This is a genomic window from Kribbella sp. NPDC051620 (assembly GCF_044453825.1).
Lineage (GTDB): Bacteria > Actinomycetota > Actinomycetes > Propionibacteriales > Kribbellaceae > Kribbella.
Window position 1 is genome coordinate 655,356 of sequence record NZ_JBITDB010000002.1, and the last position, 23,698, is coordinate 679,053.

The 23,698-nt window shown below is 68.2% G+C and carries 21 protein-coding genes; 10 read left to right on the top strand and 11 right to left on the bottom strand.

The window, feature by feature from the left end; genetic code table 11:
• The first annotated feature begins 30 nt into the window (after nt 1–30).
• Genes ACIA12_RS10275 through ACIA12_RS10290 form a run of 4 tightly spaced genes read left to right on the top strand, consistent with a single transcriptional unit; the run spans nt 31 to nt 2,028 of the window.
• Entirely contained in the window at nt 31–864 is an 834-nt protein-coding gene (locus ACIA12_RS10275) for a metalloregulator ArsR/SmtB family transcription factor (protein WP_396366607.1), read from the top strand.
• A complete protein-coding gene (locus ACIA12_RS10280) occupies nt 861–1,451 on the top strand; it encodes a dihydrofolate reductase family protein (RefSeq protein WP_396366608.1) in 591 nt (196 codons plus the stop codon). The genes ACIA12_RS10275 and ACIA12_RS10280 overlap by 4 nt, the downstream gene beginning before the upstream one ends.
• 32 nt (nt 1,452–1,483) lie before the next feature.
• Nucleotides 1,484–1,720, top strand: a complete 237-nt coding sequence (locus ACIA12_RS10285; RefSeq protein ID WP_328322622.1) for a ribbon-helix-helix domain-containing protein — start codon at nt 1,484–1,486, stop codon at nt 1,718–1,720.
• Entirely contained in the window at nt 1,720–2,028 is a 309-nt protein-coding gene (locus tag ACIA12_RS10290) for a type II toxin-antitoxin system PemK/MazF family toxin (protein WP_396366609.1), read from the top strand. Before ACIA12_RS10285 ends, ACIA12_RS10290 begins: the two co-directional genes overlap by 1 nt.
• 33 nt (nt 2,029–2,061) lie before the next feature.
• On the opposite strand, the gene ilvD is transcribed toward ACIA12_RS10290, so the two are convergent.
• Nucleotides 2,062–3,912: a dihydroxy-acid dehydratase gene (gene ilvD / locus ACIA12_RS10295; protein WP_396366610.1), complete on the bottom strand. Its 1,851-nt coding sequence runs from the start codon at nt 3,910–3,912 to the stop codon at nt 2,062–2,064.
• A gap of 181 nt (nt 3,913–4,093) precedes the next feature.
• Between ilvD and ACIA12_RS10300 the strand changes: the two genes are divergently transcribed.
• The 5 genes from ACIA12_RS10300 (at nt 4,094) to ACIA12_RS10320 (ending at nt 9,141) form a co-directional block, all read left to right on the top strand.
• Nucleotides 4,094–4,936, top strand: a complete 843-nt coding sequence (locus ACIA12_RS10300) for a helix-turn-helix domain-containing protein (protein WP_396366611.1) — start codon at nt 4,094–4,096, stop codon at nt 4,934–4,936.
• A complete protein-coding gene (locus ACIA12_RS10305) occupies nt 4,933–5,379 on the top strand; it encodes a VOC family protein (RefSeq protein ID WP_396366612.1) in 447 nt (148 codons plus the stop codon). The genes ACIA12_RS10300 and ACIA12_RS10305 overlap by 4 nt, the downstream gene beginning before the upstream one ends.
• Nucleotides 5,380–5,405: 26 nt before the next feature.
• Nucleotides 5,406–7,253 (top strand): DNA helicase RecQ, encoded by a 1,848-nt coding sequence (gene recQ / locus ACIA12_RS10310; protein WP_396366613.1) that lies wholly within the window; start codon nt 5,406–5,408, stop codon nt 7,251–7,253.
• 65 nt (nt 7,254–7,318) lie between these two features.
• Nucleotides 7,319–8,371: a hypothetical protein gene (locus tag ACIA12_RS10315; RefSeq protein WP_396366614.1), complete on the top strand. Its 1,053-nt coding sequence runs from the start codon at nt 7,319–7,321 to the stop codon at nt 8,369–8,371.
• 50 nt (nt 8,372–8,421) lie between these two features.
• Complete coding sequence (locus ACIA12_RS10320) at nt 8,422–9,141, top strand: class I SAM-dependent methyltransferase (RefSeq protein WP_396366615.1); 720 nt, start codon at nt 8,422–8,424, stop codon at nt 9,139–9,141.
• On the opposite strand, the gene ACIA12_RS10325 is transcribed toward ACIA12_RS10320, so the two are convergent.
• Genes ACIA12_RS10325 through ACIA12_RS10340 form a run of 4 tightly spaced genes read right to left on the bottom strand, consistent with a single transcriptional unit; the run spans nt 9,110 to nt 11,956 of the window.
• On the bottom strand, nt 9,110–10,279 hold the full coding sequence (locus ACIA12_RS10325; protein WP_396366616.1) for a serine hydrolase domain-containing protein: 1,170 nt from the start codon (nt 10,277–10,279) through the stop codon (nt 9,110–9,112). The two genes, ACIA12_RS10320 and ACIA12_RS10325, sit on opposite strands and share 32 nt — an antisense overlap.
• Before the next feature lie 28 nt (nt 10,280–10,307).
• Nucleotides 10,308–10,697, bottom strand: a complete 390-nt coding sequence (locus tag ACIA12_RS10330) for a DUF1801 domain-containing protein (RefSeq protein WP_396366617.1) — start codon at nt 10,695–10,697, stop codon at nt 10,308–10,310.
• Nucleotides 10,697–11,566 (bottom strand): LysR family transcriptional regulator, encoded by an 870-nt coding sequence (locus ACIA12_RS10335; protein WP_396366618.1) that lies wholly within the window; start codon nt 11,564–11,566, stop codon nt 10,697–10,699. Before ACIA12_RS10335 ends, ACIA12_RS10330 begins: the two co-directional genes overlap by 1 nt.
• 27 nt (nt 11,567–11,593) lie before the next feature.
• Nucleotides 11,594–11,956, bottom strand: a complete 363-nt coding sequence (locus ACIA12_RS10340; RefSeq protein WP_396366619.1) for a VOC family protein — start codon at nt 11,954–11,956, stop codon at nt 11,594–11,596.
• A gap of 127 nt (nt 11,957–12,083) precedes the next feature.
• Between ACIA12_RS10340 and ACIA12_RS10345 the strand changes: the two genes are divergently transcribed.
• On the top strand, nt 12,084–12,617 hold the full coding sequence (locus tag ACIA12_RS10345) for a dihydrofolate reductase family protein (RefSeq protein WP_396366620.1): 534 nt from the start codon (nt 12,084–12,086) through the stop codon (nt 12,615–12,617).
• Here ACIA12_RS10345 and ACIA12_RS10350 read toward each other — a convergent pair.
• The 6 genes from ACIA12_RS10350 to ACIA12_RS10375 form a co-directional block, all read right to left on the bottom strand.
• Nucleotides 12,610–13,053 carry a hypothetical protein gene (locus ACIA12_RS10350; RefSeq protein ID WP_396366621.1) on the bottom strand — a complete coding sequence of 148 codons (444 nt, stop codon included), beginning with the start codon at nt 13,051–13,053 and terminating at the stop codon, nt 12,610–12,612. The genes ACIA12_RS10345 and ACIA12_RS10350 overlap by 8 nt on opposite strands.
• A gap of 83 nt (nt 13,054–13,136) precedes the next feature.
• Nucleotides 13,137–14,999, bottom strand: coding sequence for a DUF3352 domain-containing protein (locus ACIA12_RS10355; protein WP_396366622.1), 1,863 nt, complete (start codon nt 14,997–14,999; stop codon nt 13,137–13,139).
• A gap of 46 nt (nt 15,000–15,045) precedes the next feature.
• Entirely contained in the window at nt 15,046–15,699 is a 654-nt protein-coding gene (locus ACIA12_RS10360; RefSeq protein ID WP_396366623.1) for a hypothetical protein, read from the bottom strand.
• Between the two features lie 22 nt (nt 15,700–15,721).
• A complete protein-coding gene (gene dnaE, locus ACIA12_RS10365) occupies nt 15,722–19,270 on the bottom strand; it encodes a DNA polymerase III subunit alpha (RefSeq protein ID WP_396366624.1) in 3,549 nt (1,182 codons plus the stop codon).
• A 255-nt stretch (nt 19,271–19,525) separates the two neighbouring features.
• Entirely contained in the window at nt 19,526–21,163 is a 1,638-nt protein-coding gene (locus ACIA12_RS10370; RefSeq protein ID WP_396366625.1) for an alpha-amylase family glycosyl hydrolase, read from the bottom strand.
• Between the two features lie 118 nt (nt 21,164–21,281).
• The gene (locus tag ACIA12_RS10375; RefSeq protein WP_396366626.1) at nt 21,282–23,603 is read right to left on the bottom strand and encodes an ATP-binding protein; all 2,322 of its coding nucleotides are present in this window, start codon (nt 23,601–23,603) and stop codon (nt 21,282–21,284) included.
• Nucleotides 23,604–23,698: the final 95 nt, after the last annotated feature.

Consider the following 23,698-nt stretch of genomic DNA (forward strand, 5'->3'; position numbering starts at 1 on the left):
GAATATTCTTCTTGGGGAATGCTTTGGGTCATGGACGCACGGATCGCCGCACTCGCCGATCCGGCTCGGTGGCGGCTTGTCGAGTTGCTGGCCGAGCGGCCTCGGTCGGTGGGGGTGTTGGCTCAGTTGGCGGAGGCGCGGCAGCCGCAGACGACCAAGCATCTGCAGACGTTGGAGCGCGCGGGGGTTGTCACTTCGGAGCGGACCGGGCAGCGGCGGGTCTACGCATTGCAGTCCGATCCCCTGCGCAGGCTGGCGGCTGCGCTCAGCCAGCTCGCTGACACGGCGGATCAGGTGGGCGGTGCGCGCGAGAGCTTCGATCGGCACCGGGTGACTGTCAACGCCGAACGACTCGCCGCAGACGAAACTGGGTGGGCTGACGGGCGGGCCTTCAGGTTCGTACGGTCGTTGCCTGCGGCTGCGGACCAGGTTTGGCGGTATCTGACCGAGGTCGATCTGCTCGCCCAGTGGTGGGTGCCGGAGGACCTTCGGGTTTCGGAGCTCGTCTTCGAGGCAAGGCCAGGTGGGCGGGTCGTCCTGGAGTACCGCGATGTGGAGGACTCCGACGGCTCCGATGTAGTGGCGGGGCGTTCCGAGGGAGTCGTCACGGACGTACGGGCCGGCGAGCACCTCGCCTACCGCAACTCCCCTCTGCTTCCTCACGGAAGTACCGCGTTCACCGCCCACACCGACTACGCGCTCCGGCCGACTGACGCCGGTACCGAGCTCGAGGTCGAGCTGCGGATCACCGACAGCACGATCCAGTCTGCCGACTTCATCGCAGGGATCGAGCTCGGCTTCGGCCAGAGCCTCGACAAACTCGCGGCGACCATCGCCGCCCATACAACTAGGAGCACGAAATGACCGACCGCCTGGTGACCGCCAACCTCTCCCTGTCCCTCGACGGCCGCTACAACGGCCCCGGCGGCGCGTACGACCTGGCCGCGATCATCCCGTACGCGACCACCGACGTCGCCCGCGACCACCTGACCCGCCTGCACGAGAACGCGACGACCGCCGTCCTCGGCCGGCTCAACGCCGAAGGCTTCCTGGGCTTCTGGCCGTCCGTCGCGGACAACGACGAGGCCGACCCGCGCGACCGCGGCTACGCGACGTGGCTCCGCGACAGCGAGAAGGTCGTCTTCTCGACCACCCTCACCGAGGCGCCGTGGCAGCGGACCCGGCTGGTGAACGCTCCCGTCGTGGACGTCATCACCGAGCTCAAGTCCGCCGACGGTGGCGAGATCCTGGTCAACTCCAGCGCGAGCATCATCAAGCCGCTGCTCGCCGCCGACCTGCTCGACCGCCTGTACCTGATGATCACCCCTGAGATCAGCGGCGGCGGTCAGCGGCTGTTCGACGACGGCGTACCGGCGACGAAGTGGATCGTGGCCCACCAGGAGACCGGCAAGCTCGGCGAGCTGGCGATGGTCTACGACCGGGTGCGGTAGAGAATTGAATCCCAAACCGGTATGGTTCTGGTATGAGCAAGCAGATCACCGTACGGCTGCCGGACGAGCTCGTCGAGTTCATGGACCGGTTGGTGGATGACAACAAGGCGTCCAGCCGGGCGTCAGTGGTCGCGCGCGCGATGGAGCGGGAGCGGCGGCGGGAGCTGGCCGAGCGGGACGCGGCCATCCTCGCCGCCCACGGAGACTACGAAGACCTCGACGGACTGGCGGTCGCCGCCGGCGGGACTGTGCTGACCGACCTCGACTGATGCGCCCGCTGCACATCGCCCGGCTGGACAAGCCCCGCCCGGTCGTCGTCCTCACCCGCGAACTGATCCGGCCGCGCCTGACCAACGTCACCGTCGCCCCGATCACCAGCACCATCCGCGGCCTGTCGACCGAAGTACTGGTCGGCTCTCAGAACGGCCTGGACCACCCCAGCGCAATCAGCTGCGACAACATCCAGACCATCCCGAAACTCCAGCTAGGCCGCCTGATCGGCTACCTCCTCCCCGACCAGGAGGCAGCCCTGGCCGAGGCGATCACCCTCGCCTTCGACCTCGAGCTGTCCCTCTGAACAAGCGGTCTTCGAGCAGGCAGCCTCTGAAGGTCAGCCGAGCTTGGTGACGTCCCGGACCGCGCCCTTGTCGGCGCTGGTAGCCATCGCGGCGTAGGCGCGGAGGGCGGCGGAGACCTTGCGGTCGCGGGACTTGGGGGCGTAGACGCCGCCCAATGCGTCCCGGCGGGCGGCCAGTACGTCGTCGGCCACGAGCAGCTCGATCGAGCGGCCGGGGATGTCGATGCGGATGCGGTCGCCGTCCTCGACGAGGGCGATCGTCCCGCCTGAGGCTGCTTCGGGTGAGGCGTGGCCGATCGACAATCCGGATGTACCGCCGGAGAAGCGGCCGTCCGTGATCAGGGCGCAGACCTTGCCGAGCCCGCGGCCTTTGAGGAACGAGGTCGGGTAGAGCATCTCCTGCATCCCCGGACCGCCCTTGGGTCCTTCGTACCGGATGACGACCACGTCACCGGGCTTGATCGCCTTGGCGAGGATCTTCTCGACCGCCTCTTCCTGCGACTCGCAGACGACGGCCGGGCCTTCGAAGGTCCAGATCGACTCGTCGACGCCAGCCGTCTTCACCACGCAGCCGTCGACCGCGAGGTTGCCCTTCAGCACAGCCAACCCGCCGTCGACCGAGTACGCGTGCGCCGCATCGCGGATGCACCCACCCGCCGCGTCAGTGTCCAAAGTCTCCCAGCGCTCCGACTGCGAGAACGCCGTCGCCGATCGCTTGCAACCAGGAGCGGCGTGCCACAGCTCGACTGCCTCGGCCGACGGTGAACCCCCGCGAACGTCCCAGTTCTTCAGCCAGTCGTCGATCGAGGCGCTGTGCACGGTGTGGATGTCCTCGTTCAGCAACCCGGCGCGGTACAGCTCGCCGAGGATCGCCGGGATGCCGCCGGCGCGGTGCACGTCCTCCATGTAGTACGTGCCGCCGGGAGCGACGTTCGGCGCGACCTTCGCCAGGCAGGGCACCCGACGCGAGACGGCGTTGATGTCGTCCAGGTCGAAGTCGACCTCGGCCTCCTGGGCTGCCGCGAGCAGGTGCAGGATCGTGTTCGTCGAGCCGCCCATCGCGATGTCGAGCGCCATCGCGTTCTCAAAAGCCGCCCGCGACGCGACGGTCCGCGGCAGGACGGTGTCGTCGTCGGTCTCGTAGTACCGCTTGGTGATCTCGACGATCGTGCGGCCGGCGTTCTCGTACAGGGCCTTGCGGGCGGTGTGGGTGGCGAGCGCCGAGCCGTTGCCGGGCAGCGCCAGACCGATCGCCTCGGCCAGGCAGTTCATCGAGTTCGCGGTGAACATGCCCGAACACGAGCCGCAGGTCGGGCAGGCGTTCTCCTCGATCCGCAGGATGTCGGCGTCGGAGACGTTCTCGTTGACGGCCTCGGACATCGCGTCGATCAGGTCGAGCTTGCGCACGGTGCCGTCGACGAGCGTCGCCCGGCCGGCCTCCATCGGTCCGCCGGAGACGAACACGGTCGGGATGTTCAGCCGGAGCGCGGCCATCAGCATGCCCGGGGTGATCTTGTCGCAGTTCGAGATGCAGATCAGCGCGTCGGCGCAGTGCGCCTCGACCATGTACTCGACCGAGTCGGCGATCAGGTCGCGGGACGGCAGGCTGTAGAGCATCCCGCCGTGGCCCATCGCGATGCCGTCGTCGACCGCGATCGTGTTGAACTCGCGGGCGATCCCGCCTGCCGCCTGGATCGCCTCGGACACGATCCGGCCGACCGGCTGCAGATGGGTGTGGCCGGGGACGAACTCGGTGAAGCTGTTCGCCACCGCGATGATCGGCTTGCCGAAGTCCTCTCGGGCGACGCCGGAGGCCATCATGAGGGCGCGGGCGCCCGCCATGTTGCGGCCGTGGGTGACGGTACGGGACCTCAGTTCAGGCACGACGATCTCTCCAAATCCGCTACGACGACTGCCTGTCATGGTGCCACTCCCAGTCCAGATGCCGAAACACCGGTCCCGTATGACGGATGGCCGGCGAGACGCTGACCGAGTTCGCCCGGCCTCCCGCCGGCCCTGTCCACGAAAACCGCTTTTTGTCCGAGGGTGGCTTTAGCCTGGGCAGATGGAGGGCTTCGAGCACCATGTGCGCAGGGCGCATCCCGCCCTGCGCCCGTACCTCGGCAACCTCACCGGCTATGCGTACCGGGGTGCGCCACTGGAGCTGCATCGCGGACTGCCCTCGCGGTACCTGACGATCGTCATCAGCCTCGACGAGCCGCTCGGCGTCGCCTGGCCGAACGAGCCGGTGGAGAAGTTCCAGACCCTGGTCGGCGGGCTGCACTCGACCGCTGTCCGGATCGCCGACTCCCCCAATGTGGCCGGCCTCCAGCTTTCGCTCACGCCGGCCGGGTCGCGAGCGCTGCTCGGCCTTCCGTCGGGTGAGCTCGCCACCACGATCATCGACCTCGACAAGCTGCTAGGGGTGCCGGCGCAGGAGGTCGGCGAGCGGCTTCGCGCGACACCGCACTGGCATGAGCGCTTCGACATCGTGGAGCGGTTGCTGCTCGAGTCATGGCGGGACGAGCCGATCGGCGCGCCAAGGGCTGAGCTCGGCTGGGCGTGGCGACGGTTGTGCGAGACGGCGGGCGGCATCGGCGTACAGGAGCTGGCTGGGGAGGTGGGGTGGAGCCGACGGCATCTGACTGAGCAGTTCCGGGCGGAGTACGGGTTGGCGCCGAAGGTCGCCTCGCGGGTACTCCGTTTCGAGCGAGCCGTCTCGCGGCTCAAGGCGAGGCCGCGGACCCGGTTGGCGGATCTCGCGGCCGATCTCGGGTACGCCGATCAAGCTCATCTCACTCGTGAATGGCACGCGATCGCGGGATGCTCGCCACGGCAGTGGATGACCGAAGAGCTCCCATTCGTCCAAGACGACAACCGTACCGAGGTTGCAGAGTCGGGGGTATGAACACGACGACGAAAGACACCGTGATCGGGGTCTGGCCGACGCTGGTCTACCGCGACGGTCAGGCCGCACTGAAGTTCCTCACCGAAGGGCTGGGGTTCACCCTGGTCGCCTCGTACGCCGGGGTCGCCGAGGGCTCGATCGCCCATGCCCAGCTGGCCTGGCCGGCGGGTGGTGGAGTGATGGTCAGCTCGGCCGGCCGCAACGCCGAGCCGAACGAGTTCGACCATCTGGCCGAGCAGGTCCAGTCGGTCTATCTGGTCTGCGAGGATCCCGACGCGTTGTGGCCTCAGGTGCTGGCGGCGGGCGCGACCGTAGTACGGGAAAGGCGGTCGGAGGACTACGGGTCGTACGGATTCAGCGTCGCCGATCCGGAGGGCAACGTGTGGAGCATCGGCACCTATCGCGGCGAGATCGGCGCGTTGTCCACAGGGGGCAAACAGTGACTGCGGGAACTCCGTAGACTCGCCGGGTGACAGAGACGACCCAGCCGCTGGACGACACCTCGAGCGAGGCCTTGCAGGTCCTGCACCGGGTGTTCGGGTACGACTCGTTCCGGGGTGAGCAACAAGACATCATCGAGACCGTCGTCGCCGGCGGTGACGCCCTGGTGCTGATGCCGACGGGCGGCGGGAAGTCGCTCTGCTACCAGATCCCTGCCCTGGTCCGGTCGGGCGTCGGGGTGGTCATCTCGCCGCTGATCGCGTTGATGCAGGACCAGGTCGACGCGCTGACGGCGCTCGGCGTCCGGGCCGGGTTCCTCAACTCGACGCAGGACTACGAGCAACGGCGTGAGGTCGAGCAGGCGTTCCTGTCCGGTGATCTCGACCTGCTCTACCTGGCGCCCGAGCGGCTCCGGGTGGAGGCGACGACGCGGCTGCTCGACCAGGGCAAGATCGCGCTGTTCGCGATCGACGAGGCGCACTGTGTGTCGCAGTGGGGGCACGACTTCCGGCCCGACTACCTGATGCTGTCGGAGCTGCACGAGCGCTGGCCCGACGTCCCGCGGATCGCGCTGACGGCGACCGCGACCGAGGCCACGCACGCGGAGATCGCCACCCGGCTGAACCTGAAGTCCGCGAAGCACTTCGTCGCGAGCTTCGACCGGCCGAACATCCAGTACCGGATCGTGCCCAAGGACAGCCCACAGAAGCAGTTGCTCGACCTGCTGCGCACCGAGCACGCGGGCGACGCCGGCATCGTCTACTGCCTGTCCCGCAACAGCGTCGAGAAGACGGCGACCTTCCTGACCCAGAACGGCATCGAAGCCGTCCCGTACCACGCCGGCCTGGACAGCCGGGTGCGCGCGAAGAACCAGTCGCGGTTCCTGCGCGAGGACGGGCTGGTGGTGGTCGCGACGATCGCCTTCGGGATGGGCATCGACAAGCCGGACGTCCGGTTCGTCGCGCACCTCGACCTGCCGAAGTCGGTCGAGGGCTACTACCAGGAGACCGGCCGCGCCGGCCGTGACGGTCTGCCGTCGACGGCCTGGCTGGCGTACGGCCTGCAGGACGTCGTCCAGCAGCGCAAGATGATCGACACCTCCGAAGGCGACGCGGCCCACCGGCGCCGGCTCGGCACCCATCTCGACGCGATGCTCGCGTTGTGCGAGACGGTTCAATGCCGCCGGCAACAACTCCTCGCGTACTTCGGGCAGAACGGGGAGCCGTGTGGCAACTGCGACACCTGCCTCAGCCCGCCGGAGTCGTGGGACGGCACCATCCCGGCGCAGAAGCTGCTCTCGACGGTGTACCGGCTCCAGCACGAGCGCAACCAGAAGTTCGGCGCCGGTCAGGTGATCGACATCCTGCTCGGCAAGACGACCGACAAGGTCAAGCAGTTCCGGCATGACGACCTGACCGTCTTCGGCATCGGCACGGAGCTGAAGGACACCGAGTGGCGTGGCGTGGTCCGACAGCTACTCGCCCAACGACTGCTCACGGTCGAGGGCGACTACGGCACGTTGCTGCTCACCGAAGAGAGTGCCGAGGTGCTCGGCCGCCGCCGCGACGTGATGATGCGCCGCGAGCCGGAGCGGGCCGCTCGATCCAGTTCGCGGTCGAGTGGTGGCAAGAAGAAGGCCGTCGTCGACCTGGCGCCCGAAGCCGAGCCGATCTTCGAGCGGCTGCGTGCTTGGCGAGGGGCGGTCGCCAAGGAGACCGGCGTTCCGGCGTACGTGATCTTCCACGACGCGACGTTGCGGCAGATCGCGACCGACCTGCCGGCCAGCCTCGCCGAGCTGGGCAAGATCAGCGGCGTCGGCGAGAACAAGCTGGCGAAGTACGGCGAGGGTGTGCTGGAGGCGCTGGCCGCGGAGTAGGTGTGACGCGATCGCGGGCCCAGCGCGTCTGAACGGGTATGCAGACCATCGTTTCGTCATTGCTGTTGGCAACTACCGTGGGCGGCCTCGCGGTCCCCGCGCCGATCGACTGGACGGTGACCCCGACCGGTCCCGAGAACGCTGTGCTCTACACGACGGAGCGGGCCGGTGACTCGCTCTGGAGCGTCGGCATCAACCTGGAGCCGGGCAAGGACGGATCGGTCAAGTTCCACCCACTCGCCGTGCGCTGGAACGGCCGCGCCTGGCAGCAGACCAAGCAGCCAGTGCCGGACGGCCGGCTGGACGACGTACTGGCGAGGTCGGCCGACGATGTCTGGGCAGTCGGCGCGACCGAGATCGGCGCGGAGTCGCGTCCCCTCCTGCAGCACTGGAAGGGCGGTGCCTGGGACCTGGTCGGCTCCCCTGCCGGAGAGGACAACGCGCAGTACACCTCGATCGCCGCGCAGGGCAGCGGTTTGCTGATCGGCCGGTATGGCGACCAGACCAGCGTTCTCCGGTACGCCGGCGGCAAATGGCAGGAGCTGCCACGCGAAGGCCTCCAGCACGTCGTCTATATCGATGATCTGAAGGCGGTCGGCAAGGAGATCTGGGCGGCCGGCATCGGTGGAGTCGCTCGCTACGACGGCACCCGCTGGATCGAGGTGAAGCTGCCGGTGAAGGTTCCCGAAGGCCGGTCCTTCGAGGTCGCGCAGCTCGTGGTCAGGTCGGCCAAGGACATCTGGGCGGTCGGCATGAAGAACGACGCGGAGCTTTGGCGAGTGCCGCTCGCGCTGCACTACGACGGCAAGAGCTGGACCGAGGTCGCCGCGCCCGCGATCACCGGCCAGTTCCATGACCTGGAGTTCCTCGACGGCAAGGCGGTCGCCGTCGGCGGCAACCCGAACACCGGCGAGCCGCTGGTCGCCGAACTCGCCGGCAAGGAGTTCGTCCAGACCACGACACCTCCCGGCGCGGGCTACCTGCACGGCAGCGCTCAGGTCGGCAAGTGCCTTTGGACGGTCGGTGTGGCGGCCGCAACGACTCCGGACGGCTTCGAGAAGCCGTTCATCACGGTCGGCAAGCATCGTCCCGGCAATGATCACGGCCTGGGCTGTTAGCTCGCAGCAGAGGCGGAAACTCATCCGGCGGCCTCTCCGTTGGACGAGACATGAGCAACCTGACGAGTTCGTACGACCACCTGGCCGACGCCTACCACGCGACCATCGACCCCGACGGCGCCGGTCTCGACGACCCGACTTTCGACGAACTGGTGGGCGACCCCCGCGGCCAACGGGTCGCGGCGGTCGCTTGCGGGCAGGGCCGGGAGGCGCGCCGGCTGGCGGATCTCGGCGCTGAGGTGGTCGGCATCGACGCCTCCGCGCCGCTGCTGGCCCATGCCCGGTCGCTCGAACAGCAGACCCCGCGCGGGATCGAGTACGTCCACGGCGACGCGCACGACCTCCAGCCGCTCGCCGACGCTTCGTTCGACGGCGCGGTCTGCTACATGGCGCTGATGGACATCCCCGAACTCGATCCGGCCCTGCGATCGATCGCCCGGATCCTCAAGCCTGGTGGATGGTTCGTGGCGTCGATCATCCACCCCTGCTACAAGCCACCCGCCCACGGCGAGCTGATCGACCACGTCGAAGGCACCTACCGCCGGATCGCCGGCCGGTACTTCGAAGAAGGCCCGCACAACAGCCCGACCCGCTGGGAGATCCTGCCGCGAATCTCCTACCACCGGACGCTGTCCACCTACGTCAACACCCTCGTGGGTTCAGGCCTGCAGATCGAGCGGACGGCCGAGCCGGTCGGCACCACGCCGGTCTGGAAGGAGGCCGCCCAGGTCCTCTTCTTCAGCTGCCGAGCAGGGGCTGCAGAGCGGTGATCAGCTCGGTGACCACTCCCTCGGGGCGTTTGTTGCCATCAGCAAGGAGCACGGCGACGGAGACCTTGCGGGACGGGACAGTGACGAGCAGACTGGAGTAGTCGGGCATCTCGCCGCGGTGCCCGTACGCAGTACCGATCCCGTAGATCTCCGAGAACAGCATCGTCCCGAGGCCGTACTCGCCGTCACCGGTCGTCATCTGCTTGACCAGCTCAGCCGGTACTACGCGATTGCCGTACAACTCGTAACCCCACCGGGCCACGGTCGGCGCATCGGCGGCGAGGCCCGCGTTGGCGGCGGACAGGCTCGCGATAGCGCGGCACGGCGTGTACCCGTCGACGGCCTTGCCGCAGACCGGATTGCGATCCTCAGCGACTGGAGCCGCCGGCTTCTGGCCATCCTGGAAGGCGGCGCGCTCCAGCCCGGCACGCTTGGCCAGGTCGCGGTTGAGCACGGTCGCGAGCGGTTCGCCGGTCACCTTCTCGATCAGCATGCCGAGCAGGACATAGCTGGGATTGCTGTAGTCGTAAGCGACGTCAGGCTTGGTCGGCTCGGCGGTGTCGTAGGACAACGCCTGCTCCGGCGTCCAGTGCTTGCCGGGCGCCGCCTTGATCGCGACATCCAGCTTGGCGTAGTCGTCGGCTCGATAGTTCGGTACGCCGGAGCGCATGCCGAGGTGTTGCCGGACGGTCGCGTTGTTCGCGGTGAGTTTGTGTTTCACGTACTTCGACAGCGGGGCGTCGAGGTCGAGCTTCTTGGCCTGCGCGAGCAGCATGACCTCCGATGCGACGAACGTCTTCGTGATGCTCGCGACGCCCATGCTCGTCTGCGGTGTGAGCGCGATACCGGCCGCGTCCTTGCCGGCTGCGCCCGACCAGATCCATTTGTCGGTCACCACGGCGGCGGTGACGCCGCGGGAACCTGACTCGGTCGTCGGATCGCTGATCACCCTCGCCAGTACTGCCTCCAGCGCAGCCGCCTTGCCTGGATCGAGCACGGTCGCCGCCGGGTCGGGCAACATCTGACCGGCGGTGTCCGTGAAGGTCGAGTTCGGCGTCGGCGAGGCATCGCCGTCCGCCGAGCAGCCATTCGCCAGCAGAGCTACTGCGACCGCCAGCACCACCCCAGTTCTCCCCATCAGGTGATCGTCTCGCGCTCCGGGGTCATCAGTTCTTCAGTTTGCGCCAGCCGCCTGCGCGGTTGTTGGCGATGATCTGGCGGAGCATCGCGGTGAGGGCCGGCTCGTTGATCGGTTCGTCTTCGTGGATCGAGATCATTCGGGCGGTCTTGTTGTCGTGGCCGCCGGTGATGATGCCTTCCGGGTCGGGGACGATCGCGCCGTCGTAGAGGAAGATGTTCACGTGCGTCTTGGCGGCCAGCAGGGCGCAGACGTTGCCCTGCAGCACGAAGTACGGCTGGACCGTGCGCTTGATCGTCTCCTCGACTTTGGGGTCGGCCGCGTGCACGAGGTCGCGCACGCGGTGGCAGATCTCCTGCTGCCAGTCGGGCAGCTTGTCGATGTACTCGTCGACGCGTGGGTCCTGCTGATAGCTCATCAGGTGCTCCGGGTGAGTCCGATCACGATCTCCGCGAAGTCATGAATGGTTCGGGCCCGTCGCCCGGCGCTCCAGGCCAGGCAGACGTGGTTGGGGCCGATGTCCTCGATCGGCACCGCGACCACGTCCGGTCGGGTGTAGAAGCTTGCGGTGGAGAGCGGCAGCACCGAGATTCCGTTGCCAGCAGCAACGTGTTCGAGCTTCTCCTCGACGTTGTGGAAGACCGGTACCCGACCTGGCCGCCGTTCCCGGAGCTCGACCGCGATGTCGCGCCACTCCGGTACGGCGTCCGGGTCCTGCAGCAGGTGCTCGTCGGCAAGATCGCTGATCCGCAACGACGGTTTGCCCGCGAGCCGATGGTCGATCGGCAGCATGACGACCCGCGACTCCTCGAACAACGGGCGGACCGTCAAGCCCTGCTGGTCGATCGGCAGCCGAACGATGCTGACGTCGGCGCGGCCGTCTCGGAGTACCTCGACCTGGTCGTGCCACGACGTCCGGAGCAGCTCGATCGTCAGCTCCGGGTACCGCGCGGTGAACGCGCGCACCGCCGTCGTCACGGTGATGCCCGGCATGAACCCGATCGTGAAGGTGCCCGCCGGCCGCGCGGCCCGGACCACCCGGACCCGGGCCGCCTCGGCGGCGGCGAGCAACGGGCGGCCGTCCTCCAGCAACTGCCGGCCGGCCTCGGTCAGCTCGGTCGCCCGCTTGGTACGGACGAACAGCTGGACCTTGAGCTCGTCCTCCAGCGCCCGGATCTGCCGCGACAGCACCGGCTGGGCGATGTGCAACCGCTCCGCCGCGCGGCCGAAATGCAGCTCCTCGGCCACCGCGACGAAGTACCGGACCTTGCGCAGATCGACGTCCATACGCCACCTCCTGATACCTGCAGGGTATTACTCCTGGGCCAGGTAGAGCCGGTTGCCGTCCTGGTCGACGAAAGTGAACATCGGCGGTACGCCCGGCCAGGAGATCAGCTCGCTCGTCTCCACACCCTGCCCGGTGAGCGCCGCGTGGGCGGCCGCGGCGTCCGTCGTGCCCAACCGAATGCCCGTGTCAACGCCGACCGCGGCGCTCTGCAGCAACGCGACGGAGGTAGGCCCGCCCGGCAGCCCGACGACGAGCCAACGGCCACCGAGCTGTGGCAGCGGCGCATCCATCAGCTTCTCGAAGCCCAACTTCCGCTCGTAGAACTCCAGCGCCCGGTCCTGGTCGGCAACGGGGATCGCGACGGTCCGGACTGCGGTGATGTGCTGCATTTCGGGTCCCTCCTAGGTATCTTTACCCCTAGGTAGAGGCCGCCCGACAGATTTCGACACGATCCACCGATGAGTTTTCGCCGGCTCGCTCGTCTTCATGGTCAAACCACACCAAGGAGGCAGATCGATGGCGAAAGTCCTGTACCACGTGACGATGTCCCTCGACGGTTTCATCGCCGGCCCGGAGCACTCGATGGCCTGGATGGCGCAGGCGCCGGTCGGGCCGCAGGACGAGGGGATGGCGGTGGCCAAGACATCCGGCGCGGCGCTGGCCGGGCGGAACGGGTACGAGATCGGCAGGCAAGCCGGCAGCGAGCTGTACGGCGGCGCCTACACCGGACCGATCTTCGTCCTCACCCACAACCCACCGGCCAACGAGACGAACCCGGCCTACACGTTCGTGAGCGGCGACATCCGGCCGGTCGTCAAGACCGCGCTCGATGCGGCGGGCGGCAAGGACCTGCTGGTCCTCGGCGGGACGGTCGCCGCCCAATGCATCGAGGCCGGGCTGCTCGACGAGCTCTTCATCCACGTCTCCCCCATCCTGCTCGGCCAGGGCGTGCCGCTGTACCGCAGTACCGGCCCGGCCGTTGCGCTGGAGCCCATCTCGAGCAAGCAGGTCGGCCGGTCCACCAACCTGCGGTTCCGCGTGATCAACTGACCTCTGCCGGCGGTACTTCGTTGAGGTAGGCGGCGAGGTCTGGCGTGCCGGTGAGCAGGTGCCGGACCCAAGCAGCCCGCTCGTGCTCGGCAAGAGCCAGCTCCCAGACGCAGCCGGTCGAGAATGCCGGCATGGGGGTGATGGCGGTCGGTCGGTCCAGTGCCGAGCGGAAGTACGCCAGGCAGAGATCCACGTCGCTGCTCCACCAATAGACGAGTATGAAGTTGGCTGGGCGGGCGCGGTGGGCGATGACGAACGCGGCCCGGCCGTCGGACTCGGGTGGCAGGGTTGTGGCTGCGAACATGCGTGCGGCCTGCAGCAGTACAGGGTCGGGCTGTCCTTCAACCGCCAGGCCGTAGAGCTTGGTCGGCCAGGTACCAAGCATTTCCACGCCGTACGAGGTGACCGGTCGCGGGCGGTGATTGGTTGTCTCCACGTGGCAAGGGTGCCTGGTCCGAGGGGTCGTTGGACGGCAAAGCCCGGACAGCCTTGGTGGCTGTCCGGGTTTGTGCGGTTGAACTACTTGGCTACGACCCGCAGGGTGAATTCCCCTTGGCCGTCGCCGGTGACGCGGCTGGTGAGGCCGGCGGAGCGGAGGGCGGCGTAGTCCTTGTCGCGGCCGATCTCCTCGTCCAGCGAGCCGATCGCGGCGAAGTCGACGTAGCCGACCAGAACCGCGCCGGACGTGTCCGGCACCGCCTGCTTGAAGCTGTCGGACTGGCCGAGGTTGCCGCCCTTGAGCACCTGGTCGGCGTAGTCCTGATCGGTGGCGAGGACGAGCGTCTTGTCGTCCTTCGCCTTCTTGATCGGGATCTCCCCCACCGGCGAGTGGCTCTGGATCAGGTCGGTCACCTTGTCGACCACCGCCTCGGCCTTGGCCGGGTCGGTCTCGATCCGGGCGGCGATCTTCGGGCCGTTGCTGCTGTCCTTGTCGATCGCGACCGACAGGTTCTTGCCCAGCAGCGGCTTCAGGTCGTCCGGCAGGACCAGCCCGTACTCCTCGGTGAAGCCCTTCGTCAGCTCCGGCAGGTTGAGGTCCGCGCCGGACTTCTCCAGCTGCTTCCAGACCGTGTCGACCAGGTTCGCACCGTCGGACAACGTCAGCGCGCCGGCCGTTGTGTCGGGCAGCTTGGCGATCTGGTCACCGGCGGTGGCCGAGTTGACCTTGAGCGACTTGTCGCCGCGGGCGATGCCCTTCAGCTCGACGTACTGCGAATCGAACCGCAGCGCCGCGGCCGCGCTTCCCTCCGGCAACGCGGTCTGCGAGGCGAACTCCTTGGGCGCCAGCGCCGACAGGCCCTTCATGTCCGCCCACATCGAGACGAAGCCCTGCTCGCCGAGCGCGTCCATGTCGGCCTTGAAGGTGGCGTTCTCGGACAGCGGGCTGTCCTTGCTGGCGGCAACGGCCGCGTCGACGGTCGCCTGGTCCTCGGACAGCAGCACGTAGCCGTCGGTGAACACCCGGCCCGGCTTCTTGTCCTCCTTGGCGAACAGCTTGTCCAGCCCGGCGTTGGCCTTGTCCTCGTTCTTCACCTCGACGGCGACGATCGCGTCCGGCTCCTCGCCGTCCTTGCCCGGGACCGCGGCGGCACCCGCGCGGTCACCCAGCCACGGCTTGATGTCCTTGTCGAAGTCGACGTCGGCCAGCTCGTCGTCGGAGTCCTTCTTGATCAGGTCGAACAGCTTCTGGCGCAGATCGTCCTTGTCGCTGGTCAGGCCGATCTTGTCCTTGGCGGACGGGAACTTGAGCATGAACCGGACGGCGGCGACCTTCTGGCCGGCCGACGGGTTCAGGTCGACCCGCGCGTAGGCGACGGCGTTGCCCGGGAGCACGTCCGCCGGCTGGCCTCCGCCGGCAAGCTTGCCGTACGCGAAGATGCCACCCCCGGCGACTACCGCGACGACAGCGACGCCCGCGATCAGCGGGATCAGCTTGCCGCGCTTCTTCGGCTCAGGCTGCCACTGCATGGTCTCCGGCGACCCGTACGGCGGTTGTCCGCCGCCGCCGTACCCCTGCTGCGGGTAGTCCGGCGACCCAGGCTGCGGCCACAACTGCTGTCCCTGAGGCGGCTGCTGCCCGTACTGCCCCGGCTGCGGCTGCCCTGCGCCGTACTGCGGTCCCTGCGGCTGCTGGCCGTACTGCGGGAACGGCTGGCCCTGCGCCGGCTGCTGGCCGTACTGCTGGCCCTGCGGCGGCTGTCCTGGCTGGCCCGGCTGCGACCCGCCGTAGGGCGCGCCCTGCGGCGGTGGGCCGCTATAGCCTGGCTGCTGGCCTTGCGGAGCGTACGGATTGTGCTGCGGCTGGCCGCTGTACGGGCCCTGCGGACCGCCAGCGGCACCCTGGTGGTGCCCGCCGGTCGGCGGATTGGTGTCGTCAGACATATGCCCCCCTCACGTCGCCGGTAGCCTCACCACCGGCCGAAACAGGCTAATGCACCTGCGGTGACGATTCTGACGCGCCAGATACCGATCCGGTTGCAACAGGATCCGCACGCCAGGTCGAGGCGGCGATGATGGCCGCCGCGAGCGCCGCGCCCACCAGCCACGCGGCCAACGGCGTCCACGTGTGCAGCTCCAGCGGAGCATCCAGCAGATCCCCCGGCTTGGCCGTCTCCAGCCGCGCCTGCAACGGGTCATGCCCGAGCAGCATCCCGACTCCCCAGGCGACCCCGGAGCCGAGCGCCGAACCGAGCACGACGATGCCGACCGCCCACGGACCGTAGTTGCGCAACCACCAGAACAGCAACGCGCCCAGCACCAGCGCGGCCAGGAACCCGATCGCGGTGAAGGTGCCGTCGGGGCCGAAGACCTTCGTCATCTGCTCCTCGCCGAGCGACCCGCCGTTCTCGTCCACCGTGTACTGCGCGAGCGGCGAGAACTGCTGCCACGCCCACCCCGCGATCGCACCGGCGACGAGGAACACGCCGATCGTCACCGCGATCGCCCGGCTCCACGGCAACCTGGGTTCTTCGACCACTACCGGCGTACCGAACTGATGCTGTCCGAACGGCTGACCGTAGCTGGGCCCATAGGCGGGAGGCCCACCAAGCGGGCTGTTCGGGTTGTCCACTGGCTGACTCACGCCGCCAGTGTTGCAGGTCCCGCTAGCCGGCCAGGCACGACGGGCCCAGCAACGCCTTCAGGTCCGCCATCAGCGACGAGGTCGGCGTCACCCGGAACCGGTCGCCGATCCGCATCACCGTCGTCTTCTGCCGCGCCTGCAACCGCAACTGCACCTCGGTCATGCCCGGGTGCGACTGCAGTACGTCGCGGAGCTGGTCGACCACCGGCGGCGTGCACCGGTTGACCGGCATCGTGATCACCACCGGGCCGCTCGGCCCCTGGGTCAGGTCGGGCACGGAGACCTCGTCACCGCTCAGCTCGACCCGGTCCTCGCGCCGGCGGATCCGGCCCTTCATCAAGATGATCGCGTCGTTGCTCAGCAGGTGCGCGTGCAACTGGTACGCCGAGGAGAACATCATCACCTCGATCGAACCTTCGAGGTCCTCGATCGTGACGATCGCGTAGATGTCGCCGCGCTTGTTCACCTTGCGCTGGACCGCGGTGACCAGGCCGCCGATCGTCACCCGGCTGCCGTCCGGCCGGTCCTCGTCGGCGAGCAGCTGACCGATCGTGCAGTCGGTGCCGTTGGTGAGCACGTGCTCGACCCCGAACAGCGGGTGGTCGGAGACGTACAGGCCGAGCATGTCCCGCTCGTGGGCGAGCTTGGTGGCCTTGTCCCACTCCTCGATCTCGGGCACCCGGACGGTCAGCCGGCTGTTGCCGTCGGCCTCGGTCTCGTCGTCGTCACCCATCGAGAACAGGTCGAACTGCCCGTGTGCCTCGTTCCGCTTGAGGTCGATCGCCTCGTCGACGGCCTGCTCGTGCACCGCGACGACCGCGCGCCGGGCGTGGCCCATCGAGTCGAACGAACCGGCCTTGGCCAGCGACTCGATCACCCGCTTGTTGCAGACCGGCAGCGGCACCTTGTCGATGAAGTCGACGAAGTCGGTGAACCGCCCCTCGGTCTGGCGGGCGGCGACGATCTCGGCCACCACGTTGACACCGACGTTGCGGATCCCGGACATGCCGAAGCGGATGTCGGTGCCGACCGGGGTGAAGTCGGAGTCGGACTCGTTCACGTCCGGCGGCAGCACCTTGATGCCCATCCGGCGGCACTCGTTCAGGTAGATGGCCATCTTGTCCTTGTCGTCCTTCACGGACGTCAGAACAGCCGCCATGTACTCCGCGGGGAAGTTCGCCTTCAGGTACGCGGTCCAGTACGAGACCAGCCCGTACGCCGCCGAGTGCGCCTTGTTGAACGCGTAGTCGGAGAACGGGACCAGGACGTCCCAGAGCGCCTTGATCGACTGGGCCGAGAAGCCGTTCGCCTTCATGCCCTCGGAGAAGCCGACGTACTCCGCGTCGAGCACCTCGCGCTTCTTCTTGCCCATCGCCCGGCGGAGCAGGTCCGCCTTGCCGAGCGTGTAGCCGGCCAGCTGCTGGGCGATCGCCATGACTTGCTCTTGGTAGACGATCAGCCCGTACGTCGTACCGAGGATCGGCTCCAGCGCGACCGCGAGCTCGTCGTGCGGGTAGCTGATCTCCTGCTGCTTGTTTTTCCGGAGCGCGTAGTTGGTGTGGCTGTTGGCGCCCATCGGGCCGGGCCGGTAGAGCGCGCCGACGGCGGAGATGTCCTCGAAGTTGTCCGGCTTCATCAGCCGCAGCAGCGCCCGCATCGGGCCGCCGTCGAACTGGAAGACGCCGAGCGTGTCACCGCGGCCGAGCAGCTCGAAGGTCGGCTTGTCGTCCAGGCTGCGGCCGAGCGCGTCCAGGTCCAGCTTGATCCCGCGGCTGGCCTCCACGTTCTTGACCGCGTCGTCCATGATCGTCAGGTTGCGCAGACCCAGGAAGTCCATCTTGACCAGGCCGAGCGTCTCGCAGCTCGGGTAGTCGAACTGGGTGATGATCTGGCCGTCCTGGTCGCGGCGCATGATCGGGATCAGGTCGATCAGCGGCTCGCTGGACATGATCACGCCGGCCGCATGCACGCCCCACTGGCGCTTCAGGTTCTCCAGGCCACGGGCGGTGTCGACGATCTTGCGGACGTCGGCGTCGGCCTCGTACAGCTGGCGGAACTCGCCGGCCTCGGAGTACCGCTTGTGCTGCGGGTCGAAGATGCCGGACAGCGGCACGTCCTTGCCCATCACGGCCGGCGGCATCGCCTTGGTGATCCGGTCGCCCATCGCGAACGGGTAGTCGAGCACCCGGCCGGCGTCCTTGATCGCCTGCTTGGCCTTGATCGTGCCGTACGTGACGATCATCGCGACCCGGTCGTCGCCGTACTTCTCGGTGACGTACCGGATCACCTCGGGGCGGCGACGGTCGTCGAAGTCGATGTCGAAGTCGGGCATCGACATGCGTTCCGGGTTGAGGAAGCGCTCGAAGATCAGGCCGTGCTGGAGCGGGTCGAGGTCGGTGATCCGCATCGCGTACGCGCACATCGACCCGGCGCCGGAACCACGGCCGGGACCGACCCGGATGCCGTTCTCCTTGGCCCAGTTGATGAAGTCGGCGACGACCAGGAAGTAGCCGGCGTACCCCTTCGAGGTGATCACCTCGATCTCGTACTCCGCCTGCTTGCGCACGTGGTCGGGGACCCCGGCCGGGTACCGCTTGTGCAGGCCGGTCTCGACCTCGGCGACGAACCAGGACTCCTCGTTGTGCCCGTCGGGGCAGGGGAAGCGCGGCATGAACCGGCCCTCGCCCTCGGTGAAGCTCACGTCGCACTGCTCGGCGATCAGCAGCGTGTTGTCGCAGGCCTCCGGGTAGTCCTTCCAGACCTCGCGCATCTCGGCGGCGGTCTTCACGTAGAACTCGTTCGCGTCGAACTTGAACCGGTTCGGGTCGGACAGCGTCGAGCCGGACTGCACGCACAGCAGCGCCGCGTGCGCGACCGAGTCCTCGGGCTTGGTGTAGTGCAGGTCGTTGGTGGCGACCAGCGGCAGGCCGAGCTCCTTGGCCAGCCGCAGCAGGTCGCCCTGGATGTCGCGCTCGATGCCGAGCCCGTGGTCCATCAGCTCGCAGTAGTAGTTCTCTTTGCCGAAGATGTCGCGGAACTCCGCGGCCGCCTTGATGGCCTCGTCGTACTGCCCGAGCCGGAGCCGGGTCTGCACCTCGCCGGACGGGCAGCCGGTGGTCGCGATCAGGCCCTTGCCGTAGGTCTGCAGCAGCTCGCGGTCCATCCGGGGCTTGAAGTAGTAGCCCTCGAGGCTGGCCAGCGACGACATCCGGAACAGGTTGTGCATGCCGCCGGTGTTCTTCGCCAGCAGCGTCATGTGCGTGTACGCACCGCTGCCCGAGACGTCGTCGCGACCCGAGTTCGCGTCGCCCCACTTGACCCGCTTGCGCTCGCTGCGGTGGGTGTGCGGCGTCAGGTACGCCTCGACGCCGATGATCGGCTTCACGTCGTACTTCTTCGCGGTCTTCCAGAACTCGTACGCCCCGAAGACGAAGCCGTGGTCGGTGGTCGCGATGGCCGGCTGACCCATCTCCTGGGCCGTTTTGAACAACTCGTCGATCCGCGCGGCGCCGTCCAGCATCGAGTACTCGGTGTGCACGTGTAGATGCACGAAACTGTCGCTGGACGCCATGTCTTCGCAGACCTCCCAGAGGCGTGAGTTAGTGGAACTGCCCCACCATATGCGGCCCCACCGACAGTCCCCGAACCGCCATCCCGACACCTCGACCGGCCGCCCGATATCCGGTCGTGGACCGAACCACCAGCACACCAGTTCGCGTCGTTCGAGAGATGCTCCACCCTCTCCGCCCGGAGGTGGCGGAGAGGGTGGAGCGGCGGACCCGGGGCCGAGGCAGGGGGTTTCACAGCCCGCCAGGTCCGCCGGTCTTCAGCGATCCCTCAGCAGGAACCAGGCGGTGCTGTTGGGCGGGAGCTTCTCCCCCGCTTCCGGGTCGCTGGCGTGCACCAGGTCGCCGTCAACCGGAGTACAGACCGGCCTCGACGAGCAGTTGACGACACAGGCGAACCCATCGCCCCGGGTGAAGGCCAGTACGCCCGGCTCGGTCAGCAGCCAGCGGAAGTCGTTCGAGGAAAGCGCGGGAATCAGGCGCCGCAGGGCGAGGGCCTCGCGATACAGGTGCAACATCGACTGACCGGATTCGAGCAGGCGGTCGACAGCGTGGTGGGCGAACCAGTCGGGCTGTGGCAGCCACGGTGTCGAGGCGGTACCACTCGCCGAGAACCCGAAATGATCCTCTGCGGTCGCCCAGGGCAGGGGGACCCGGCAGCCGTCCCGGCCGCGCCGTACGCCATTGCTGCGGTGGAACATCGGATCCGCCAGTACCTCCTCCGGCAGATCGGTGACCTCCGGCAGGCCCAGCTCCTCTCCCTGGTAGAGGTACGCGGATCCCGGCAGGGCGAGCATCAGCAACGCGGCCGCCCGGGCCCGGGTGAGTCCGAGCTCGACGTCTCCAGGGCCGGCGCCGGGCGCACCACCGGCGTACCGGGTGACGGACCGCGGCATGTCGTGGTTGTTGAGCACCCAGGCGACGGCGGAACCGGAGGCGGCGATAGTCCCCAGGCCACGGTCGATCACGTCCGACAGCGTCCGGTCGTCGAAATCGGCGCGGAGGAACTCGAAGAAGAAGTTCTGGTGCAGCTCGTCCGGACGCTGGTACTGCGCGACCTGCTCCGCGTCCAGCACGCCGACCTCACCGACCAGCACCCGCTCCCGGCCGGTCCGGGCGGTGTACTCCTCCGCGATCGCTCGCCAGCTTCGCCACACATCGTGCACCTCGGGCTGGTTCCAGGCGTGGGGATTGACCGGATCGCCGGTGAGCTCATCGTGCCCGGCGTGCTCGTGGTCGGGCAGGCCATCGCGCTTGTGGAGGCCGTGCGCGACGTCGATCCGCAACCCGTCGACGCCACGGTCGAACCAGAAGCGGAGTACCTGCTCGAAGTACGCCGCGACGTCGGGATGGCGCCAGTTGAAGTCGGCCTGCTCCGCGGCGAACGTGTGCAGGTACCACTGGCCATCCGGCACGCGGCGCCAGGCGGACCCGCCGAAGATGGAGCGCCAGTTGTTCGGCGGCAGCTCGCCATCGCGGCCGCTGCCGTCGGCGAAGTGGAACCGGGCCCGTTCCGGACTGCCGGGTCCGGCGGCCAGCGCCTCGGCGAACCAGGGGTGCTCGATCGAGCAGTGGTTGGGGACGACGTCGATCATGACCTTGAGGTTCAGCCGGTGAGCGTCGCGGACCAGCCGGTCGAAGGTGTCGATGGTTCCGTAGTCCGGGTGCACCGCGCAGTAGTCGGACACGTCGTACCCGTGATCGTGCTGCGGCGACGGGAAGAAGGGGTTGAGCCAGAGCCCGTCGACACCGAGGCTCCGCAGATAGGGCAACCTGGCCCGGACGCCGCCCAGGTCGCCGATGCCGTCGCCGTCGGCATCGTGGAAGCTGCGCACGTAGACCTGATAGATCACGGCGTTCCGCCACCACCCTGGGCCGGCGCTCGGTTCGGTGTGCATAGGGAGCCTCGTCACGATCTGTCCGACGTTGTCAGCGCAACGATCCCGGGTGCCGGCCACTCTGGGCATCCGTAGACCTACGGGTTTGTCTACGGACGTGGGAGCGTGCCCATGCCCGTCAGTCAGTGCGTTGTTCGGCGATCCAGCGGGCGACCTGCGCCCTGGAGGTGAACCCGAGCTTGCCGAGAATGTGCTCGACGTGGGTCTCGGCGGTGCGTTGGCCGATCACGAGCCGGGCGGCGATCTCCTTGTTGCTCAGCCCTTCGCTGAGAAGTTCGGCGATCTCGTGTTCCCGGCGGGTCAGGCCGCCGGCCCGGCTGGGACTCGCGGTGCCAGCACGCTCCGTCTCCTTGCCGAGGGCGAGCGACACCGCCTGCTCGAACGAGTACGCCGCACCCTGCTCGAAGGCCAGCCCGAAGGCGGCATCGCCCACCACTGCCCGGATGCGCTGCTGGGACTGTTCGTCGAACCGGCTGTACGGCGTGGTCTCGTCGACATGCGCGCCACTCGACCGCCAGACCGCCCGGGAGGCGCCCATCAGCCGGGCAGCAAGTTCGTTGGGCGCTGCCGTGCTCGCACACCAGGAGAGCGCCTGGACGCAGAAGCCGATCCCGGTCCGGTCGTCCAGCGGCAGCCACAACCGGATGGCCTCGCGGAAGGATCGACCGGCCTGCTCGGCATCATCGTGGTCGCGCCACTGGACGATGCCGACCGTCCACAGCGCATAGGCCTTCGACGATGCCGCGCCGTGGCTGTCGGCGAGCGCCAACGCCTGCCGGCTGAACTGCTCGACCCGTGGATCACCGAGGAAGAAGGTGGCCGCCGCCAGCAGGATGAGGACGTCGAATTCGCCGAGCTTGTCGTCGACGGCACGGAAGCCCGCCAAGCCCTCCTCAAGCCTTGCCACTGCGGCCTGGAGCTCGCCGGAGTAGTTGAGAGCATGGCCCGAGACCTCCGCGATCCTCGCCCGCAACAGGTCGTCGTCGAACCGCTCGGTCAGCGCTTCGCACTCGGCCAGCAGCCGGCCCATCTGCTCGGTCTCACCGAGGAACATGGCGAGGTAGCTGCCTGCCCAGAGCGCCTTCGCCCGGGCAGGCGTCGGCTCCGGGGCGAGTTCGAGGGCCCGGACCAGGTAGCGGTGGCCCTCGCGGAGGAATCCCGCGAACCAGAAGTTCCAGATCGGCGCGGCGATCTCCAATGCCGCTGGTGCCTCGGCAGATTCGGCGAGACAGAAGTCCAGCGCGGCCCGGAAGTTGTCATGCTCGCGGCGCAGCCGGATGAACCAGTCGGCCTGGCGGGGGCTGAAGCAGTCTGCTTCCCACTCCGCGGCCATCGCCCGGTAGTAGTTGCGGTGCCTCACCTGCAGCGCCCGCGTCCGGCCCGCCGCGGTGAGCCGCTCCACGCCGTACTGGCTGATGATGCCGAGCATGTCGTACCACGCGACGGTGTGATCCGTCATCGCCTTCCTGCTGATGATCGACTTGTTCACCAGGCCGGCGATCAGATCGAGCACCTCGGCGCGGTCGAGGCCGTCTCCTGAGCAGACCTGCTCCGCGCCGTCGAGGTCGAATCCACCGGCGAACACGGAGAGCCGTTCCCACAGGGCTTGTTCGGCCGGCGAGCAAAGGTCGTAGCTCCAGCCGATCGCGGCATCCAGCGCCTGCTGTCTGATCGGCGCGACTGGTTTGCCCGTGGCGAGGAGCCGGAAGCGGTCCTCGAGCCGGTCGAGGATCTGCGCCGGTGACAGCGTCCGGATCCAGACGGCCGCCAGCTCGAGGGCCAGCGGTATGCCGTCGAGACGCCGGCACAGCTCGATCACCAGCGGGCGGTTGGCCGCGTCGATCTCGAACTCCGGCGACACGGACTGCGCACGATCCGCGAAGAGTGCCATCGACTCGTACCGGCCGGCGTCACCCGCCGTCAGCTCGTTCTCCGGCGGTGTGGACAGCGGTGGTACCGGGAAGATCTGCTCGCCTTCGACACCGAGCACGTGCCGGCTCGTGGCGATGATCCGTAGCTGCGGGGCCGCCGCGAGCAGCTTGCTCGCCAGCACCGCGCACGCCTCCGCGAGATGCTCACAGTTGTCGAGCACCAGCAACAGGTGCTTGTCTTCCAGGTACTCCGCAAGGTCGGCCGTCGGGTTCGCCGAAACCTGGCTGAGCTCGAGTGCCCCTGCCAGGGTGTGCCCCAGCAGACCGGGGTCGTGCAAGGCGGCGAGCTCGACGAACCAGACGCCATCCGCGAACGTCCGCCGTACCTCGGCGCCCAACCGCATCGCCAGCCGGGTCTTGCCGACCCCACCCACTCCGGTCAGGGTCAGCAGGCGGCTGCTCGCCAGCAGCCGCCTGGTACCGGCCAGCTCGCGGCGCCGTCCCACGAAACTCGTCAACTCGGCCGGTAGCCTTCCGCGAGCCGTTGCCGTGGGCTTCGTTTCAGCCATGCCGATCGCTTCCCGCCTTCGGTGTCTTCCTCAGCGTAGGCCGGAAGGCGCAGACTCGGGCTATGACGGGGCAGCACGGAGAAAGTGTCCGGATC

Excerpts from the sequence above, each read along its gene's own strand:
- ACIA12_RS10335 (WP_396366618.1), bottom strand. The coding sequence starts at position 11,566 with ATGGACGTCGATCTGCGCAAGGTCCGGTACTTCGTCGCGGTGGCCGAG.
- ACIA12_RS10345 (WP_396366620.1), top strand. The coding sequence starts at position 12,084 with ATGGCGAAAGTCCTGTACCACGTGACGATGTCCCTCGACGGTTTCATC.
- ACIA12_RS10325 (WP_396366616.1), bottom strand. The coding sequence starts at position 10,279 with ATGGGGAGAACTGGGGTGGTGCTGGCGGTCGCAGTAGCTCTGCTGGCG.
- ACIA12_RS10370 (WP_396366625.1), bottom strand. The coding sequence starts at position 21,163 with ATGCACACCGAACCGAGCGCCGGCCCAGGGTGGTGGCGGAACGCCGTG.
- ACIA12_RS10355 (WP_396366622.1), bottom strand. The coding sequence starts at position 14,999 with ATGTCTGACGACACCAATCCGCCGACCGGCGGGCACCACCAGGGTGCC.
- ACIA12_RS10305 (WP_396366612.1), top strand. The coding sequence starts at position 4,933 with ATGAACACGACGACGAAAGACACCGTGATCGGGGTCTGGCCGACGCTG.
- dnaE (WP_396366624.1), bottom strand. The coding sequence starts at position 19,270 with ATGGCGTCCAGCGACAGTTTCGTGCATCTACACGTGCACACCGAGTAC.
- ACIA12_RS10375 (WP_396366626.1), bottom strand. The coding sequence starts at position 23,603 with ATGGCTGAAACGAAGCCCACGGCAACGGCTCGCGGAAGGCTACCGGCC.
- ACIA12_RS10330 (WP_396366617.1), bottom strand. The coding sequence starts at position 10,697 with ATGAGCTATCAGCAGGACCCACGCGTCGACGAGTACATCGACAAGCTG.
- ACIA12_RS10290 (WP_396366609.1), top strand. The coding sequence starts at position 1,720 with ATGCGCCCGCTGCACATCGCCCGGCTGGACAAGCCCCGCCCGGTCGTC.
- ACIA12_RS10280 (WP_396366608.1), top strand. The coding sequence starts at position 861 with ATGACCGACCGCCTGGTGACCGCCAACCTCTCCCTGTCCCTCGACGGC.
- ACIA12_RS10275 (WP_396366607.1), top strand. The coding sequence starts at position 31 with ATGGACGCACGGATCGCCGCACTCGCCGATCCGGCTCGGTGGCGGCTT.
- ACIA12_RS10340 (WP_396366619.1), bottom strand. The coding sequence starts at position 11,956 with ATGCAGCACATCACCGCAGTCCGGACCGTCGCGATCCCCGTTGCCGAC.
- ACIA12_RS10320 (WP_396366615.1), top strand. The coding sequence starts at position 8,422 with ATGAGCAACCTGACGAGTTCGTACGACCACCTGGCCGACGCCTACCAC.
- ACIA12_RS10285 (WP_328322622.1), top strand. The coding sequence starts at position 1,484 with ATGAGCAAGCAGATCACCGTACGGCTGCCGGACGAGCTCGTCGAGTTC.
- ACIA12_RS10300 (WP_396366611.1), top strand. The coding sequence starts at position 4,094 with ATGGAGGGCTTCGAGCACCATGTGCGCAGGGCGCATCCCGCCCTGCGC.